The sequence below is a fragment of the Leisingera sp. ANG-M7 genome (genome assembly GCF_000813965.1).
Classification (GTDB): Bacteria; Pseudomonadota; Alphaproteobacteria; order Rhodobacterales; family Rhodobacteraceae; genus Leisingera.
In genome coordinates this window covers 238,821-255,124 of the sequence record NZ_JWLI01000011.1, presented here as the reverse complement: position 1 = coordinate 255,124, position 16,304 = coordinate 238,821, and the positions used below count along the sequence as shown (strand labels likewise).

Sequence of the window (16,304 nt, the reverse complement as noted above, 5' to 3'; positions counted from 1 at the left end):
ATAGGCTTCTTCCCGGTTGCTTGACTGTTTCAACCTTATGGCGTGAACCTTTTGTTAACTATTCTGCTCAAGTCTTAACTTGCGAACCAACTCACTGCCCTGCACATCAGCGGACCAGGAAGCGGCCATGATAAGAACAATCTCCATTGGACGCTATTCTCTGGTTCAGGACACCTTCATACGGGCATTCCCGGACGGGAAAATTGCAGTGCGGATTGGGAAGCAGATGTACACGGGCCATCCAGTAAACGCCGCCTAAGCTGCCACTCACACATGCCAGACAACGAAGGGCAGCTCCACAGGCTGCCCTTTTCCACGTGCCGATGCGGAACACATGCACTCCAAAAGGAAAAGCCCCAATCAAAACCGGGGCTTTTCAAAACTCAGTATTAAACAGCTATCAGTCGAGGGTACGGGTCACTTCCTCGCGCTCGAAGATCTCGATCACGTCGTTCGGGCGGATATCGTCGTAGTTCTCGAACGCCATACCGCATTCCTGACCGGACTGAACCTCGGCGACTTCGTCCTTGAAGCGCTTCAGGGTCTTCAGCGTGCCTTCGTGGATCACCACGTTGTCGCGCAGCAGGCGCACGCCAGCCGAGCGGCGGGCAACGCCTTCGGTGACCAGACAGCCGGCAACTTTGCCAACGCCGGTGACCTTGAAGACTTCCTTGATCTGCGCGTAGCCGATGAAGTTCTCGCGGATCTCCGCCGACAGCAGGCCGGAGGCCGCAGCTTTCACGTCATCCACCAGGTCATAGATCACCGAATAGTAACGGATCTCCACGCCTTTCTGGTTGGCAGTATTACGGGCCGAAGCATTGGCACGGACGTTGAAACCCATGATCGGCGCGCCGGAGGCTTCGGCGAGGCCCACATCGGTCTCGGTAATCGCACCGACGCCCGAATGCAGCACGCGAACGCGCACTTCCTCGTTGCCGATCTTTTCCATCGCCTGAACGATGGCTTCGGCGGAACCCTGCACGTCGGCTTTGACCAGAATAGGCAGCTCGGAGACGTTTTCGTCTTCCTTGGCCTTGGCCATCAGCTGTTCCAGCGTGGTTGCTGCACCGGCAGCTGCGCGCTTGTCCTTGGCGGCCTGCTCACGGTAGGCGGCGATTTCGCGCGCCTGCGCTTCGGTTTCGGTCACGTTCAGAACGTCACCTGCTTCCGGAGTGCCGTTGAGGCCCAGAACCTCGACCGGCACCGAGGGGCCGGCTTCCTGCACGCGTTCACCCTTGTCGTTGATCAGCGCGCGGACCTTGCCGTACTGCTCACCCACAACAAAGATGTCGCCCTGACGCAGGGTGCCGTTCTGAACCAGAACGGTGGCAACGGGACCGCGGCCCACATCCAGCTGGGCTTCGATCACGGCACCTTGGGCGGCACGATTCGGGTTGGCTTTCAGTTCTAGGATTTCCGCCTGCAGTGCGATGGCTTCCAGCAGTTCGTCCAGGCCCTGGCCGGTGTGCGCCGAAACTTCAACGTCCTGCACTTCACCGGACATCTGTTCCACAATCACTTCGTGTTGCAGCAAATCCGTGCGGACCTTCATCGGGTCTGCGGCAGGCTTGTCGCATTTGTTGATCGCCACGATCATCGGAACTTCGGCCGCCTTGGCGTGATTGATTGCTTCAATGGTCTGCGGCATGACAGCGTCGTCAGCTGCAACAACCAGAACCACGATATCGGTTACCTGAGCACCGCGCGAGCGCATCGAGGTAAAGGCCGCGTGGCCGGGGGTGTCCAGGAAGCTCAGCGTGGTGCCGCTTTCGGTTTTCACCTGATACGCACCAATGTGCTGGGTGATGCCGCCGGCCTCGCCGGCCACAACGCGGGCATTGCGGATCGCGTCCAGGATAGAGGTTTTACCGTGGTCGACGTGGCCCATGATGGTGATCACAGGCGGGCGCGGCTTCAGGTCGTCTTCTTTGTCTTCGACTTCCTTGATCACGTCCTCGACATCAGCATCGGAAACGCGGGTCACCTTGTGACCAAATTCCTCAATGATCAGTTCCGCGGTATCGGCGTCGATCGATTGGTTCTGTGTGACCATCATGCCCATCTGCATGAGCGATTTCACCACATCTGCAACACGTTCCGCCATACGGTTGGCCAGCTCGGACACCACAATGGTTTCCGGCAGCTGAACGTCACGCACAACCTTTTCACGCTCAACAGAGCCGCCCATGGCCTTCTGGCGCGCGCGTTCCTGTTTGCGCTTCATCGCAGCCATCGAACGTTGGCGGTTGCCTTCACCGCCAGTTGCCTGGCCCAGGGTCAGCTTGCCGGAACGGCGGTTGTCATCACGACCCTTGCCGCGGGACGGGCGCTGCTCGCGCTCGCGCTCGGATTTGCGCGGTGTTGCGGCAGGGGCAGCCTTACTCGGCGCAGGACGCTCTGCTTTCGCAGCATCCGGTGCAGGAGCAGCGGCAGCACGCTTGGCAGCCTCTTCGGCTGCAATACGCTGACGCTCTTCTTCTTCGGCTTTAGCACGCGCACGCTCTTCCGCCTCGCGCTGCTCGCGTTCCTTGGCTTCCTGCTCCGCCCGGCGGCGTTCACGCTCTTCCGCACGGGCCTTTTCCTCGGCTTCGCGCTGCGCAGCTTCCTCAGCCTCACGAGCCTTGGCGGCCTGCAGTGCCTTCAGGCGGCGCTCCATTTCCGCGTCGCTGATGCCGGCAGGCCGGCGCGATCCGGATGTGGAAGGTGCAGCACCGCTGCCCCCCTTGGCCGCACCCGGCTTGGGAACCACCACGCGCTTGCGCTTGGTTTCCACCACGACATTCTTGGTCCGTCCGTGGCTGAAACTCTGTTTCACGTTCCCCGGACGGGAACCCCCACGCAGACCCAGTGTCTTTTTGCCGTCACTATCGCTCATAAAGCTACTTATCCTTCCGTGCGGCCGTTGCCGCCCACCATTTCGCGCAAACCTTGCAGTCGTTGCGCCTCATCTACAACACGTTTGCTGAGTCCGCCAGAGGCGAGGGCAGCATGGATCGCAGTTTGGCGCCCAAATGCCATTCCCAGCTCGTCCGCCGTGAGGCAGCCGATGAATTTGCCCTTGTAGGGCGTGCTCAGCTTCGACTTCCCGCGTCCCGACCCGTCAGAGGCCTGGATCAGCACCTGCGCCTCTTCCTTAGCCAGCCAATCCTTGACCCGCTCAAACCCGGACACCGCATCGCCCGACTTGCGCGCCAGGCTGATCAGTTCGATCAGACGGCGGACAACCTGGCGCTCGACTTCGTGTACCAGTTCGCCCGGCACCTGAACCTGCGCCTTGAAGCCACGGGCAAACAGCTTCTTCTTGACTGCCGTGGCCAAAGCTTCGCGGCTCGAAGCCACATAGACACCCCGGCCGGGCAGCTTACCCATCACATCGGGCACGACCTGCCCGTCAGGGCCCATCACAAAACGGATGAGGCCCTGTTTGGGCTGGGACTCGCCGGTTGCGATGCATTTGCGCTCGCTTTCGCCGGTCCTGTCTTTTGTTGCGCCGCCGCGTGTCATGCAGGTCTCCCGTGCAAAGCCTGAAATCAGGCCTCGCCTTCCTCTTCGCCAGACTCTTCGCCTTCAGCGGCTTCCGCTTCCAGTTCTTCGGGATCGACCCAGCCCAGCATGATGCGGGCGGTCATCACCAGATCCTGCGCTTCTTCCAGCGACACGCCGAAGGGTTCGAGGATACCGTCATCCTTGACCCGCTCGCCGCCGTCGGTGGTCCAGCCGCCGGCCAGTTCCCAGTCCGCACAGGTTGCGAAGTCTTCCAGCGACTTCACATCATCCTTCGCCAGTGCTTCGACCATCTGCGGGGTCAGGCCTTCAAACTGGATCAGGCTGTCTTCGGCACCCAGTGCACGCGCTGCATCCAGCGCTGCCTTGGCTTGGGCTTCCAGGAAGTCGCGGGCGCGGGCCTGAAGCTCCTCGGCGGTGCCTTCGTCGACACCATCAATCACCAGCAGTTCGTCCAGCTCAACATAGGCAACCTCTTCCAGGTTGGTGAAGCCTTCGGACACCAGAAGCTGGGCAAAGAATTCGTCCAGGTCCAGGGTTTCCATGAACAGCTTGGTGCGCGCCTCGAATTCCTTCTGGCGGCGCGCCGATTCCTCTTCCTCGGTCATGATGTCGATGTCGAGGTTGGTCAGCTGCGACGCCAGGCGCACGTTCTGGCCGCGGCGGCCGATAGCCAGGCTCAGCTGCTCTTCCGGCACCACAACTTCGATCTTGCCGGCTTCTTCGTCCAGAACAACCTTGGAAACTTCCGCCGGCTGCAGCGCGTTCACCAGGAAGGTCGGCTGATCTTCATTCCAAGGGATAATGTCGATCTTCTCGCCTTGCAGTTCGTTCACAACGGCCTGCACGCGGGAGCCGCGCATACCCACGCAGGCACCTACCGGATCGATTGAGCCGTCATAGGAGATAACAGCGATCTTGGCGCGGGAGCCCGGGTCACGGGCAACCGCCTTGATCTCGATGATGCCGTCATAGATCTCCGGCACTTCCATCTTGAACAGTTCGGCCATGAACTCCGGTGCAGTGCGCGACAGGAAGATCTGCGGGCCACGCGGTTCACGGCGCACATCCTTGATGTAGCAGCGCACGCGATCATTCGGGCGGTAGCTTTCGCGGCCGATCTTCTCGTTACGGCGCAGGATCGCTTCGCCGGCACCCACATCAACGATGACGTTGCCGTATTCCTCGCGTTTGACCAGGCCGTTGATGATGGTGCCGGCGCGGTCTTTAAACTCTTCATACTGGCGGTCACGCTCAGCTTCGCGAACCTTCTGCAGGATCACCTGCTTGGCCGACTGGGCGGCAATCCGGCCCATTTCAACCGGCGGCACTTCCTCGACGTAGGTCTGGCCGACCTCGGGGTCCGCCATATACTGGCGCGCCTGGTCGACGGTCATCTCGGCCTGATAGTTTTCCAGTTCGTCATCGGCGACCACAGTACGGACGCGGGTAAAGGTGGCGCGGCCGGTCTTGCGGTCGATCGACACACGGATATCCATCTCGGCGCCATAGCGGCTCTTGGCAGCGCGGGCGAGGCTCTCTTCCATCGCCTCGATCACCAGACCAGGGTCGATCATCTTTTCGCGCGCCACGGCCTCGGCGGTTTGCAACAGCTCCAGCTGGTTTGCAGAGGTGATAGCCATTACTTGTTCTCCTCGTCAGACTCTTCGGTCTCGATTTCGTCGAATGCGTCTTCGTTCAGCGTGCCGGCCTCTTTGCGCTGGCGCAGCATTTCTTTGATCAGATCATCGGTCAGGACCAGCTTGGCATCGCTGAGCCAGTCAAATTTCAAACCGATGGTCACGGTCTCGCCCTGATCGTCGATATTAATCAGAACTTCATCTTCCTCAGTGCCTGCGAGCTCCCCCTTGAAGCGGCGGCGGCCGCCGACCAGCTCTTCGGTTTCCAGCTTGGCCTCGTAGCCTTCGAACATGTCGAAGTCCTTCAGCCGGGTCAGCGGCCGGTCTATGCCGGGGCTCGACACTTCCAGCGCGTAAGCGTCCAGAATCGGATCCTCTACATCCAAAGTTGCGCTGACCGCGTTCGAGATCGCTGCACAGTCATCCACTTCAATGCCGCCTTCAGGCTTATCAGCCATGATCTGCAGCGTGGTCGCCTTACCAGACATCAGCCGGATTCGCACCAGCTCATATCCCAGATCTTCGATCACCGGGGTGACGATCTCGGCCAGGCGCCGGTCAATGGCAGCTTTGGCAATCAGGTCGTTGGTCATCAGACCTCCACTTGGGGCGCGCAGACGGGGGTCTGCAAACACAAAAAAACGGGCGCGCGGCCCGTCGAAATTCCCGGTGGAGCCTTGAGCCAGAGGTTCAACGCGCCGCTGTTGTTAAAGGCATATAGGGGGGATTGGGGGAAACTGCAAGGCTTGTGTTGTGACGAGTCTCCGGACAGCCTTACAGCCGCCACCACCGTTCCGCGATACGGCCGTCGTCCAGCGGTGCACGCTGGCCTACCTTGCGCGGTATGCCGACATCGTGGCGGGCGGCCAGCGCCATCTCTTTGGACGACGGGTGATACAGGAATTCACCTCGCTTCAGCAGGCCGCGGGGGTCAGGCAGCGCGGCCACATCAACATAGCCGTCGCGCAGTGCCTCAGCCCGGACTGAGGCATCCGGAATCACAATGATTTCCATCGTCTCGGCCCAACCCGCTGTACCCGCCTTGTAATGCCCTGCCACCTTCGATGCGCGGAAGTGACGGTCCTCCTGAGCACGCTCAACGCGATAGCAGCCTGTTCCAACCGCCTTTGCAAGAGGGGCTGACAGTTCACCCCGCGGGGCGATCAGATGGTCCGCTCCGGCCAGCAAATACGGCAGATGAGGATTCGGCGCTTCCAGTTCGAGCAGCAGCTGATGGCTGTGCAACGCGGTGGCGGCCCGAAGATCAGCCCCGGTCACGCCCAGCGCATTCAAAGAGGCCGCTGCATCCTCCGAAGTTAACTGAGCGCCATCGTGAAAAGTTACGCCGTCGCGCAAATCAAAGGTCCAAGCGCGCGCATCCGGTGCGGACTGCCAATTGTTTGCAAGTTCACCGCGCAGCAGACCGTCAGGCGCAATTTCCGTCAGCGTGTCATAAACTGCGCCGCGGGCGGCCTGCTCCAGCATCCCAGCTTCACGCGGCACTGCCAGGCGCAGCACGCCGCCAGCCTTGGGTGATGCGTTCACCGAACCGCCCGCCGCCGCCAGCAAAGCAGCAGCAGCACCTGAGGTGAACAGCGCGCGGCGGTCGATGCGCGTCATGGCACAAGCTCTCCTGCGATCCGGTCCATTGCCCGGACCAGCTCTGCACTGATTCCCGGTTCCGACAAAGCATGGCCGGCGTTACGCACCATCTTCAACTCCGCATTTGGCCACAGCTCATTCAGGCGCCAAGCGGAGGATGGCGGGCAGATCATGTCGTAGCGGCCCTGCACGATTACACCGGGCACATGCGAAATCCGGCCCATATTGGCAAGTATCTGACCATCGTAGTCAAGGAACCCGCCATTACTGAAGTAGTGGTTTTCCAACCGCGCAAAGGCACGTGCATAATCCCCAGGGCTTTCACCGCTTTGGCCATTCGAATGGACGGAAGCCAGCGCGTTTTCCCAGGCAGACCAGGCCCGGCCGTATCGCACCTCTTCTTCCAGGTTGCCCGAAAACAGCCGCTTTTTATATGCGGCTATCATATCGCTTCGCTCCGCATCCGGAATCAAAGAGACAAACTTTGCCCAGGTCTCCGGCCAAAACTTCCCTGCACCGCCGCCATAGAACCAGTCCAGCTCCGCCTTGGTCATCAGGAAGACTCCACGCAGGATGATCTGCTGCACCCGGTCCGGGTGAGTCTGAGCATAAATCAGCGCAAGAGTTGCCCCCCAGCTGCCGCCAAACAAAATCCAAGACTGGATGCCGAGCTGTGTTCGAATCAACTCCATATCAGCGACAAGGTGCCAGGTGGTGTTATTCTCACATGAGGCATACGGGCGGGACCGCCCGCATCCACGCTGGTCGAACAGGACGATTCGGTAGACATGCGGATCAAAATAGCGCCGCATCGCCGGACTGCTGCCCCCGCCGGGGCCGCCATGGCAGACGATTACCGGAATACCATTCGGATTGCCGCTTTGCTCCGCGTAAATTCGGTGGCCTTGGCCTGCGTCGATCATGCGCTGGTCAAATGGTTCGACCGGCGGGTAAAGATAATGCACAGCGCGCTTTTGGTCCGGGTATCTATCCATTACTGACCTTAGTGAAACGTCAGACTACAAAAGAGCACACGGAGACAGGAATGCAAGCGCCTCAATCCACGGTCGACCCTGCGGAAATCGCCAAATTCGAAGCGATGGCGGCAGAGTGGTGGGACCCGAACGGCAAGTTCAAGCCCCTGCATATGCTGAACCCGTGCCGCCTGGACTATATCACAAGCCAGATCTCCGGTGAGTTTGGACGCGACCTGACGTCACAGCACCCTTTCGAAGGGCTGCGGCTGCTGGACATCGGCTGCGGCGGCGGATTGCTGAGCGAACCGATGGCACGGTTGGGCGCGACAGTGGTTGGTGCCGATGCTGCTGAAGGCAACCTGCCGGTTGCCCGCATTCACGCCGAACAATCCGAACTGGAAATCGATTACCGCCACACCACCGCGGAAGCGTTGGCCGATGCTGGCGAGCAGTTCGACGTTGTGCTGAATATGGAAGTTGTGGAGCATGTTGCTGATCCGCTCAGCTACCTGACGGCAACCCAGCAGTTACTGAAACCCGGGGGCCTGGAAATCTGCTCAACCATCAACCGCAACCCCAAGAGCTTTGCAATGGCAATTGTCGGGGCAGAAGTGATAATGCGCTGGCTGCCGCGAGGCACCCATGAATGGTCGAAATTCATCACCCCAGACGAACTGTTCGAATTGCTGCGGCAAGCCGGACTGAAACCAGTGGACCGCAAAGGTTTCGTGTTCAACCCAATCACCTGGAACTGGTCGATCTCGGAACGGGATCTGTCTGTCAACTATGTGACCGCCAGCGTGAAGCCTGGCTAACAGCCTCTTCGCCAGCCATTTCCTGCAGCGTCTATCCAAATGGATAGGTGGTAATCCTTATGAGCACTTTAGACGCTGACTGGCGCTTGCTATCGTCAAATTGCGGAAATGGAATATTTCCGCCTCGTTGCTGGGGCGCAAGCTCTTGAACCGAGTGATTGCTTGCCGCTTTAACGTTGGTGGGTCCACCCAAAGGTAACCAGAACCGCCACTCACGGACTGATGGGGACTGATGGGGAAAAAGGCGCCTGCTTGCAGGCGTCTTTTTCATACATTAAATCAACAACCTATATGGCGCCGAATTTTCAGCCGCTCTCTTCAAGCTTTCCGCGCAGCTCTCTCAGGATCGGCAATGTTGCCCGGACACGGTCACTGCCCAGTTCCCCCACAACTTCAGAAATCACGGGAATAATTCCTGCCAGTGCAGCGTCACGGGCTTGTTTTCCTGCAGGGCTGATGGCCACCATCTTGCGCCGGGCGTCATCCCAGTCGGGGCGGACATGTATGTAGCCTGCCACTTCCAGCTTGTTCAGCGTGTTGGTCATCGCACCGCGCGTAACATGGAATGCCTTGGCGAGCTGCGCTGGAGACCGCTCAAGCCCTGCGCGTGCAAGATGGTTCAGCACTGAAAAATGCGACAGCTCCATTCCCTTGGGCAGCACTTTGCCGAGGCGTGACCGGGCAAGCTGGTCAGCCATCAGAATTTCGCTGAACAGCGATACTGCCAGAGAATGGGTCTCGTCCATCAGGGTCCGTCAAACTCCCGGTCGTGGGTCAGGGAAGGCACGCGCTTGCGTGCTTCTGCCACTTTTTCCATGTCGAGATCAACGTAAGTCACGCCAGGTTCCTGCCCTGCATCCGCCAGCACCTCGCCCCATGGAGCAACAGCCAAGGAATGGCCATAGGTCTGACGACTGGGACCGCGGGTCGCCGGATGTTTGCCGGTTTGCGCAGGCGCCAGCACGAAACAGCCGGTTTCGATGGCTCGGGCGCGCAGCAAGGAATGCCAGTGTGCGGCGCCTGTCACATAGGAGAACGCCGCCGGAACAGTGATGATCTGCGCGCCGCTCTTGGCAAGCGTCCGGTGCAAACGCGGAAAGCGAACATCGTAGCAGATGGACATCCCGATCTTCGCAAACGGTGTTTCGGCCATCACGGCCTTTGTACCGGGGCGGTAGCCATCGGATTCCCGGTAAGTCTCCTCCGGCGTGACTTCCACGTCGAACATGTGGATCTTGTCATAACGCGCTTTGATTTCACCGTCAGGCGAGATCAGGAACTGGCGGTTGGCAAAACGGCCGTCGCCGTCATGGGTTTTGATACCCAATGACCCCAGCAGAAGCCAGACGCCGTGCCTGGCAGTCTCTTCCTGCAGGGCCGCCAGAGTCGGGTCGCCCTCCTCGTGGCACAGCACGCTGTTCTGATGTGTCCGGCTGCCTGACAGGCAATTGGTGACTTCCGGCGTCAGAACAAAACCTGCTCCACCGCGTACAGCCTCTGCCATCATCGTCTTTACCGTTTCCAGGTTTTCAGCCGGAACATCAGTAGAGGTCATCTGAAGCAGAGCTGCACGCATGTCTGTTCTCCGGGTTCAGGCCGCCAGCAGCGGGTCCAGTTTCCCCGCTTGCTCAAGCGCATACAAATCGTCACAACCGCCGACGTGGGTTTCGCCGATGAAAATCTGCGGCACGGTGCGGCCGCCATTGGCGCGCTGAATCATTTCAGCCTTGCGCTCCGGCTGTGCCAGCACATTGATTTCCGAAAAGCTGACACCTTTCTGGTTCAGCAGCCGCTTGGCTGCATGACAGAAGCCGCACAGAGGCGAGGTGTAAATTTCAACCGGTTTCATTCAGGACCCCATGTTCAGGTTTCGAAGGTTGTGGAGGAATTGGGCATTCATTGCAACAATTGCCAGTGGCACCAGGCAAGCCTCACGCCTGCGTGACCCGGGCCAGTACTGCCACACGCACTTCGTCCGCGCCCGCCTGCAAGCAGGCATCGGTGCAGGCACAGAGGGTAGCGCCTGAGGTCATTACATCGTCAACGATCAGCACAGCCCGTCCCTTGATCCTGTTTTTTCTGTTTTGCCGAACACCAATGGATGAACCCAAAAGCCGGTAACGCTGCTCCCGGGTTCTCCCCTCCAGAGAGGCTGTTCGCCGCTCACGCCTAAGCAGATCAGGACAATGCTCCCATCCACCACGTTTGGCCAAGGCAGCCGCCAGCAATGCGGATTGATTGTACTTTCGCTTCAGCAGCCTCGTCCAATGCAGCGGCACCGGGCAAATCAGCGGATCGCCATCCAGCAAAGGTTCTGCTGCCCTCCGCAGCCAATTTGCTGCCGGGCCGGCAATTTCCGTGCGGTCGCCATGCTTCAGGGCCAGCACCAGTTTGCGCCCCTGCCCCTCGTAAAGAAGTGCAGACCGCCCCTGGCTCCAGGGTCTTGGATGGCGCAGGCAACTGTCGCATTCCAAACGGAACCCGTCCGCTTCACCTGGCAGCGGAGCACCGCAGCCTTCGCAAACTGTTCCACTGATGAAATGCATGTCAGCCCAGCAAGCTGCACACAGTCCGAAGTCACTGCCAATCAGCCCGCCGCAGCCCGGGCACTGGGGTGGATAAATTAGTGAAACAGCAGTTTGAATCCGGGCTGTCAGCATCTAAATAGCCCCCATGACACAAGCACCCATGCAGCTTTTCGACCGCCGCGCCCTTGAAACCCATCGTTCACGTCGGAAACAGGATGCACTGTTCCTGCACCACATGGCACGGGACGAGGCTGAGGATCGCCTGAGTTTGGTTAACAGAACCTTTACAGCCCCCGCTGTTGTCTGCCCATTTCCCGAGGTCTGGGAGGGGTTTGAACCTGAGGCGAAAGTCGTCGCGGATGAGGATATGCTGGATTTGGAAGCCGGCGCGCACGATGTGGTGATCCACGCCATGTGCCTGCACTGGGCGAACGATCCGGTCGGACAATTGATCCAATGCCGCCGCGCCTTGAAGGAGGACGGGCTGCTGCTGGTCATCCTGCTGGGCGGCCAGACCCTGCACGAACTGCGCGCTGCCATGGCCGAAGCCGAGACTATTGTGTTGGGCGGCCTGTCACCGCGCATAGCGCCGATGGGGGAAATCCGTGATCTGGGCGGTCTGCTGCAACGTGCAGGCTTTGCCCTGCCGGTTGCTGACCTTGTACCTCTTACTGCCGAGTACCGCGACCTGACCCACCTGATCCATGACCTGCGAGGCATGGGTGAAACCAACGCTCTTGCCCAGCGCCTGAGACGCCCGGCGCCGCGCGGTCTCTTTCATTTGGCCGATCACATCTACCGGGAGCATTTCGCCAACACCAAGGGCCGCTTGCCCGCGACGTTCGAACTGGTCTGTCTGACTGGCTGGTCGCCATCGGACAGCCAGCAGAAGCCGTTGCGCCCTGGTTCAGCTCAGATGCGTTTGGCCGACGCGCTCAAGGTGCCCGAATCAAAGCTGTGACCTTGATTAGTTTTAGCTATTGCTGCGCCAATGTGATCCAATTGGCCTTCCGCACGTAAACACAGTAATTATCCGCCAACAAAAATCTCAGCCGCACAGGACCTGCCCATGCTGGACGCCGCCCGGACCGCCCAATGCCCTGCCCACGCCCCAGCCGATCATCCTAAGATCCCAGCGGAAAAGGTCGGCATCCTGCTGGCCAACCTCGGCACCCCGGATGACTATTCCTACTGGCCGATGCGCCGGTATCTGAGTGAGTTCCTCTCCGACAAGCGGGTCATCGACTATCCGTCCTGGAAATGGCAGCCGCTTTTGCAACTGATCATCCTGACGAAACGCCCGTTCTCTTCAGGAGCCGCCTACAAATCGATCTGGAATCACGACAAGGGCGAAAGCCCGCTAATGACCATTACCAAGGAACAGACCACCAAGATAGCAGAGGTGATGAAGGCGCGTTACGGCGATCAGGTTATGGTCGATTTTTGCATGCGCTACGGCAACCCCTCCACCAAGTCCAAGGTCCGGCAGATGGTTGAAGCAGGCTGCCAGAAGATCCTGTTTGTCCCGCTCTATCCGCAGTACGCAGGCGCAACATCGGGCACCGCAAACGACCAGTTTTTCCGTGCACTAATGGAGGAGCCTTGGCAGCCTGCCGCGCGCACAATCGCACCTTATTTCGATCAACCCGCCTATATCGACGCCTTGGCACGCTCTGTAGAAGAAGCCTATTCTAAAGCAGAGAAACGCCCGGATATTCTGGTGGTTTCCTATCACGGAATGCCAATGCGGTATCTGATGCAGGGGGACCCGTATCACTGCCAGTGCCAGAAAACGACTCGGTTGCTGAAGGAGCGGCTGGGATGGGACGACACCCGGATCACCACCACTTTCCAGTCGGTCTTCGGACCTGAGGAGTGGCTGAAACCCTATACGGTGGACCATGTCGCCACACTGGCCAAGGAAGGAAAGAAGAACATCGCGGTGATTGCGCCGGCTTTCTCCGCCGACTGCATCGAAACTCTCGAAGAGATCAACGAAGAGATCCGCGAGAGCTTTGAGCACGCCGGCGGCGAAGACTTCCTCTATATTCCGTGCCTCAATGACGATGACGATCACGTAGCGGCACTAGCCGGTGTCATCGGGGAAAACCTGAAAGGCTGGCTGGACTAACCGGCCCCCTCAGTCCAAAAAGTATCCAATATTCAATTTCCGGACCAGCCGGAAAACGGGGAGATATTGGATGACGCTTGCGCACTGGACCAAAGCCCTTCGGGAGCATTGGGGCATTGAGGCGGAACTGACCCGCCTGGACGGCGAGTACGACCTGAATTTCCTGGCCAAAGGACAGAACGGCCAAGGTTATATCCTGAAAGCTATGCGTCCCGGTTGCGACGAATGGCTGGTCGACATGCAAGTGAAGGCCTTCGAGCATATCGCGGAACGCCAGCCTGACCTGCCCTGCCCGCGGGTCATTGCATCGCCATCCGGACAGTCACTTCTGACCCTGCCGGATGAAAGCGGCCAGTACCGGCTGGTTTGGCTCCTGAACCAATTGCCGGGGCGTTGTTATGCCAAAGCAGAGCCGAAAAGCGATGCGCTGATCCAAGAGGTCGGCAGGGTCTTGGGCGGTGCGGCCAAGGCGCTGGCAGACTTCCGCCACGAAGGTCTTGAACGCGATTTCAAATGGGACCTTATGCGGGCGGGATGGATCACTGAAGAGCTTTCATGCATCACACCCCCAGAGCGCCTCGCCATCCTGGACGACATTTCTACGGAGTTTGCCAAGTTAGAGCCTGTATTGGCGAAGCTCCCCAAACAAGCCATCCACAACGATGCGAATGATTACAACATCATGGTGGCTGGTGAATTGAACGCACCTCGGCATGTATCCGGGCTGATCGACCTAGGCGACATGTGCGCGGCACCTCGCGTTTGCGATCTAGCAATTGCCGCAGCCTACATCGTTCTGGATCACCCGGCACCGGAAGCAGCCCTTGCATCGCTGGTTACAGGGTATCATGAGGCCTGCCCGCTGACCGCCGTCGAATTGGACATGGTCTGGCCGCTTCTGCGGATGCGGCTTGCAGTGAGTGTGGTGAACTCCACACTCATGGCCGCGGAGAATCCGGACGATCCCTATGTAACAGTCTCACAAGCGCCAGCCTGGCGGTTCCTTGAGGGCAATGCGCTGCATGGCGGGTTGCTGAATGCCCGGCTGCGCGCGGCCTGCGGCTTGCCCGTGGTCGATGGAGCAGACCGAATCATGGCATGGATTGAACAGGAACGCGGCAATTTCGCCCCCCTCTTGGGAGAAGACCTGGCAGAAGCTCCGATGGGATCGCTGTCGGTGGAACAATCAACTTGGCCGCAGAATCCCTTCCACATGCCTCAGGAAGAGGCAGCCCAGGTCGGCGCCGAGTTCGAAGACCGCGGCCGGATCTGGCTGGGCTATTACCATGAGCCCAGGCTGATTTACACGGATGCAGCCTTCAGCAGGGGGCCATGGAAAGCCAGCAACAGACGCACGGTTCATCTGGCAGTCGATGCTTTCGCGCGGGCCGGGACTGCGATGTTTGCACCGCTGCGAGGTGAAGTGGTTGTCGCTGAATACCGTAGCGGGCATCTGGACTACGGCGGGGTGATCATCCTGCGTCATGAAACACCCGGGGGCGATTCCTTCTTCACTTTATACGGCCATCTGGATCCTGAGTTTCTGGACCGCTTGAAACCGGGTGATACTGTCGAAAAGGGAGAAGAATTCTGCCGTCTTGGAGATGCCAGCCAAAATGGCGGATGGGCACCGCATGTTCATTTCCAGCTGGCGCTGACCACCGATGGGATTGAAGCCGACTGGCCTGGCGTCGGCGATCCGGACGAGATGTATCTATGGCGCGCACTGTGCCCTAACCCTGCGGCGTTGCTCAATCTGCCGAAAGAGAAGGTCCTTTATAAGCCGACCAGCAAGGACAGCGTTTTGGCAGGACGCCGCGCGCATTTCGGTGGCAACCTGAGCCTGACTTACACCGACCCGGTGATGCTGGTGCGCGGCTGGAAGCACCACCTGTTTGACGAATGGGGGCGGCCGTATCTGGATGCCTACAACAACGTGCCGCATGTGGGACACGCCCACCCGCGCATCCAAGCCGTTGCTGCGGATCAGTTGAAACGGATGAACTCCAACACCCGTTACCTGCATCCGGCACAAACCGCCTTTGCCGACAAAGTACTGTCCAAGATGCCCGATCATTTCGAGGTCTGCTTCTTTGTCAACTCGGGGACAGAGGCAAACGAACTGGCCTTGCGCCTCGCGCGGGCGCACACCGGCGCCAAAGGCATGGTGACGCCAGATCACGGCTATCACGGCAACACCACCGGTGCGATCAGCATCTCTGCCTACAAATTCAACAAACCCGGCGGGATCGGGCAGGCTGACTGGGTGGAGCTAATTGAAGTTGCCGATGATTACCGCGGCTCTTTCCGCCGAGATGATCCGGACCGGGCACAAAAATACGCAGGCCTTGTAGACGCAGCGGTCGATCGCCTTCAGGAAAAGGGTCACGGTGTGGCCGGTTTCATCGCGGAAACCTTTCCGTCAGTTGGCGGGCAAATCATTCCGCCCAAAGGGTATTTGCCCACGGTTTATGAAAAAATCCGCAATGCGGGCGGTGTCTGCATTGCAGATGAAGTGCAGACCGGACTGGGGCGGCTTGGCGACTGCTATTTCGGTTTCGAGCATCAAGGCGCCCTGCCGGACATTGTCGTTCTGGGCAAGCCAATCGGCAACGGCCATCCGTTAGGCGTTCTTGTGACGACCAAGGCAATTGCAGAAAGCTTCGACAACGGGATTGAGTTCTTTTCCACCTTCGGCGGCTCGACACTCTCTTGCCGGATTGGAAAAGAGGTTCTGGATATCGTGGATGACGAGGGCCTGCAGGAAAACGCCCGTTTACTGGGCGAGCAACTGATTGAAGGCCTGAAAACTCTGGAACAGAAATATGCCTGCGTCGGCGACGTCCGCGGTATGGGGCTGTTCCTTGGGCTAGAGCTGATCAACCCGGACGGCTCCCAAGCCACAGAGATCTGTTCCTATGTCAAAAACCGGATGCGGGATTACCGGATCCTGATTGGAAGCGAAGGCTCCAAGGACAATATCCTGAAAATTCGGCCGCCACTGACCATAGAGTCTAGCGACACTGACATGATCGTCAAAACCTTGGATAGCATTCTGCAGGAGGTGGAGGCGGCCTGACAGTCCCTCCTTCAATTCTATTAGG

The 16,304-nt window shown here is 59.2% G+C and carries 14 protein-coding genes; 4 read left to right on the top strand and 10 right to left on the bottom strand.

All coding sequences use genetic code 11. The annotated features are described in order from the left end of the window. Positions 1-400: 400 nt before the first annotated feature. The 6 genes from infB to pip all read right to left on the bottom strand — a co-directional run bounded on the left by infB (position 401) and on the right by pip (position 7,744). Positions 401-2,878: a translation initiation factor IF-2 gene (gene infB, locus RA26_RS14520; protein WP_039184596.1), complete on the bottom strand. Its 2,478-nt coding sequence runs from the start codon at positions 2,876-2,878 to the stop codon at positions 401-403. An 8-nt stretch (positions 2,879-2,886) separates the two neighbouring features. Then, positions 2,887-3,507 carry an RNA-binding protein gene (locus RA26_RS14515; RefSeq protein ID WP_039184593.1) on the bottom strand — a complete coding sequence of 207 codons (621 nt, stop codon included), beginning with the start codon at positions 3,505-3,507 and terminating at the stop codon, positions 2,887-2,889. Positions 3,508-3,533: 26 nt separating this feature from the next. Further along, a complete protein-coding gene (nusA, locus tag RA26_RS14510) occupies positions 3,534-5,150 on the bottom strand; it encodes a transcription termination factor NusA (protein WP_039184591.1) in 1,617 nt (538 codons plus the stop codon). Beyond that, a complete protein-coding gene (gene rimP / locus RA26_RS14505; protein ID WP_039184589.1) occupies positions 5,150-5,740 on the bottom strand; it encodes a ribosome maturation factor RimP in 591 nt (196 codons plus the stop codon). Before rimP ends, nusA begins: the two co-directional genes overlap by 1 nt. A 181-nt stretch (positions 5,741-5,921) precedes the next feature. After that, complete coding sequence (locus RA26_RS14500) at positions 5,922-6,767, bottom strand: ABC transporter substrate-binding protein (protein ID WP_039184588.1); 846 nt, start codon at positions 6,765-6,767, stop codon at positions 5,922-5,924. Then, complete coding sequence (pip, locus tag RA26_RS14495; RefSeq protein ID WP_039184584.1) at positions 6,764-7,744, bottom strand: prolyl aminopeptidase; 981 nt, start codon at positions 7,742-7,744, stop codon at positions 6,764-6,766. The genes RA26_RS14500 and pip overlap by 4 nt, the downstream gene beginning before the upstream one ends. 50 nt (positions 7,745-7,794) lie before the next feature. On the opposite strand from pip, the gene ubiG reads away from it, so the two are divergent. Then, the gene (gene ubiG / locus RA26_RS14490; RefSeq protein WP_039184583.1) at positions 7,795-8,541 is read left to right on the top strand and encodes a bifunctional 2-polyprenyl-6-hydroxyphenol methylase/3-demethylubiquinol 3-O-methyltransferase UbiG; all 747 of its coding nucleotides are present in this window, start codon (positions 7,795-7,797) and stop codon (positions 8,539-8,541) included. Positions 8,542-8,846: 305 nt separating this feature from the next. On the opposite strand, the gene RA26_RS14485 is transcribed toward ubiG, so the two are convergent. From RA26_RS14485 to RA26_RS14470, 4 genes are all read right to left on the bottom strand, one after another. Continuing rightward, positions 8,847-9,287 carry a MarR family winged helix-turn-helix transcriptional regulator gene (locus tag RA26_RS14485; protein ID WP_039184582.1) on the bottom strand — a complete coding sequence of 147 codons (441 nt, stop codon included), beginning with the start codon at positions 9,285-9,287 and terminating at the stop codon, positions 8,847-8,849. Continuing rightward, positions 9,287-10,117, bottom strand: a complete 831-nt coding sequence (locus tag RA26_RS14480) for a carbon-nitrogen hydrolase family protein (protein WP_039184580.1) — start codon at positions 10,115-10,117, stop codon at positions 9,287-9,289. The genes RA26_RS14485 and RA26_RS14480 overlap by 1 nt, the downstream gene beginning before the upstream one ends. Before the next feature lie 15 nt (positions 10,118-10,132). Then, positions 10,133-10,390 carry a glutaredoxin 3 gene (gene grxC, locus RA26_RS14475; RefSeq protein WP_039184577.1) on the bottom strand — a complete coding sequence of 86 codons (258 nt, stop codon included), beginning with the start codon at positions 10,388-10,390 and terminating at the stop codon, positions 10,133-10,135. Positions 10,391-10,472: 82 nt separating this feature from the next. Further along, entirely contained in the window at positions 10,473-11,201 is a 729-nt protein-coding gene (locus RA26_RS14470; protein WP_039184574.1) for a ComF family protein, read from the bottom strand. A gap of 13 nt (positions 11,202-11,214) precedes the next feature. Between RA26_RS14470 and RA26_RS14465 the strand changes: the two genes are divergently transcribed. The 3 genes from RA26_RS14465 to RA26_RS14455 all read left to right on the top strand — a co-directional run bounded on the left by RA26_RS14465 (position 11,215) and on the right by RA26_RS14455 (position 16,279). Beyond that, the gene (locus RA26_RS14465; protein WP_039184573.1) at positions 11,215-12,030 is read left to right on the top strand and encodes a methyltransferase domain-containing protein; all 816 of its coding nucleotides are present in this window, start codon (positions 11,215-11,217) and stop codon (positions 12,028-12,030) included. 108 nt (positions 12,031-12,138) lie between these two features. Continuing rightward, entirely contained in the window at positions 12,139-13,200 is a 1,062-nt protein-coding gene (gene hemH, locus RA26_RS14460) for a ferrochelatase (protein WP_039184570.1), read from the top strand. A gap of 70 nt (positions 13,201-13,270) precedes the next feature. Beyond that, positions 13,271-16,279, top strand: a complete 3,009-nt coding sequence (locus tag RA26_RS14455) for an aminotransferase class III-fold pyridoxal phosphate-dependent enzyme (RefSeq protein ID WP_039184568.1) — start codon at positions 13,271-13,273, stop codon at positions 16,277-16,279. Positions 16,280-16,304 lie beyond the last annotated feature (25 nt).

Bases quoted from the DNA above. Each gene is read 5' to 3' on its own strand.
- RA26_RS14480 (WP_039184580.1), bottom strand. From the start codon at position 10,117: ATGCGTGCAGCTCTGCTTCAGATGACCTCTACTGATGTTCCGGCTGAA.
- ubiG (WP_039184583.1), top strand. From the start codon at position 7,795: ATGCAAGCGCCTCAATCCACGGTCGACCCTGCGGAAATCGCCAAATTC.
- pip (WP_039184584.1), bottom strand. From the start codon at position 7,744: ATGGATAGATACCCGGACCAAAAGCGCGCTGTGCATTATCTTTACCCG.
- hemH (WP_039184570.1), top strand. From the start codon at position 12,139: ATGCTGGACGCCGCCCGGACCGCCCAATGCCCTGCCCACGCCCCAGCC.
- RA26_RS14500 (WP_039184588.1), bottom strand. From the start codon at position 6,767: ATGACGCGCATCGACCGCCGCGCGCTGTTCACCTCAGGTGCTGCTGCT.
- nusA (WP_039184591.1), bottom strand. From the start codon at position 5,150: ATGGCTATCACCTCTGCAAACCAGCTGGAGCTGTTGCAAACCGCCGAG.
- RA26_RS14455 (WP_039184568.1), top strand. From the start codon at position 13,271: ATGACGCTTGCGCACTGGACCAAAGCCCTTCGGGAGCATTGGGGCATT.
- infB (WP_039184596.1), bottom strand. From the start codon at position 2,878: ATGAGCGATAGTGACGGCAAAAAGACACTGGGTCTGCGTGGGGGTTCC.
- RA26_RS14515 (WP_039184593.1), bottom strand. From the start codon at position 3,507: ATGACACGCGGCGGCGCAACAAAAGACAGGACCGGCGAAAGCGAGCGC.
- RA26_RS14465 (WP_039184573.1), top strand. From the start codon at position 11,215: ATGACACAAGCACCCATGCAGCTTTTCGACCGCCGCGCCCTTGAAACC.
- RA26_RS14470 (WP_039184574.1), bottom strand. From the start codon at position 11,201: ATGCTGACAGCCCGGATTCAAACTGCTGTTTCACTAATTTATCCACCC.
- rimP (WP_039184589.1), bottom strand. From the start codon at position 5,740: ATGACCAACGACCTGATTGCCAAAGCTGCCATTGACCGGCGCCTGGCC.
- grxC (WP_039184577.1), bottom strand. From the start codon at position 10,390: ATGAAACCGGTTGAAATTTACACCTCGCCTCTGTGCGGCTTCTGTCAT.
- RA26_RS14485 (WP_039184582.1), bottom strand. From the start codon at position 9,287: ATGGACGAGACCCATTCTCTGGCAGTATCGCTGTTCAGCGAAATTCTG.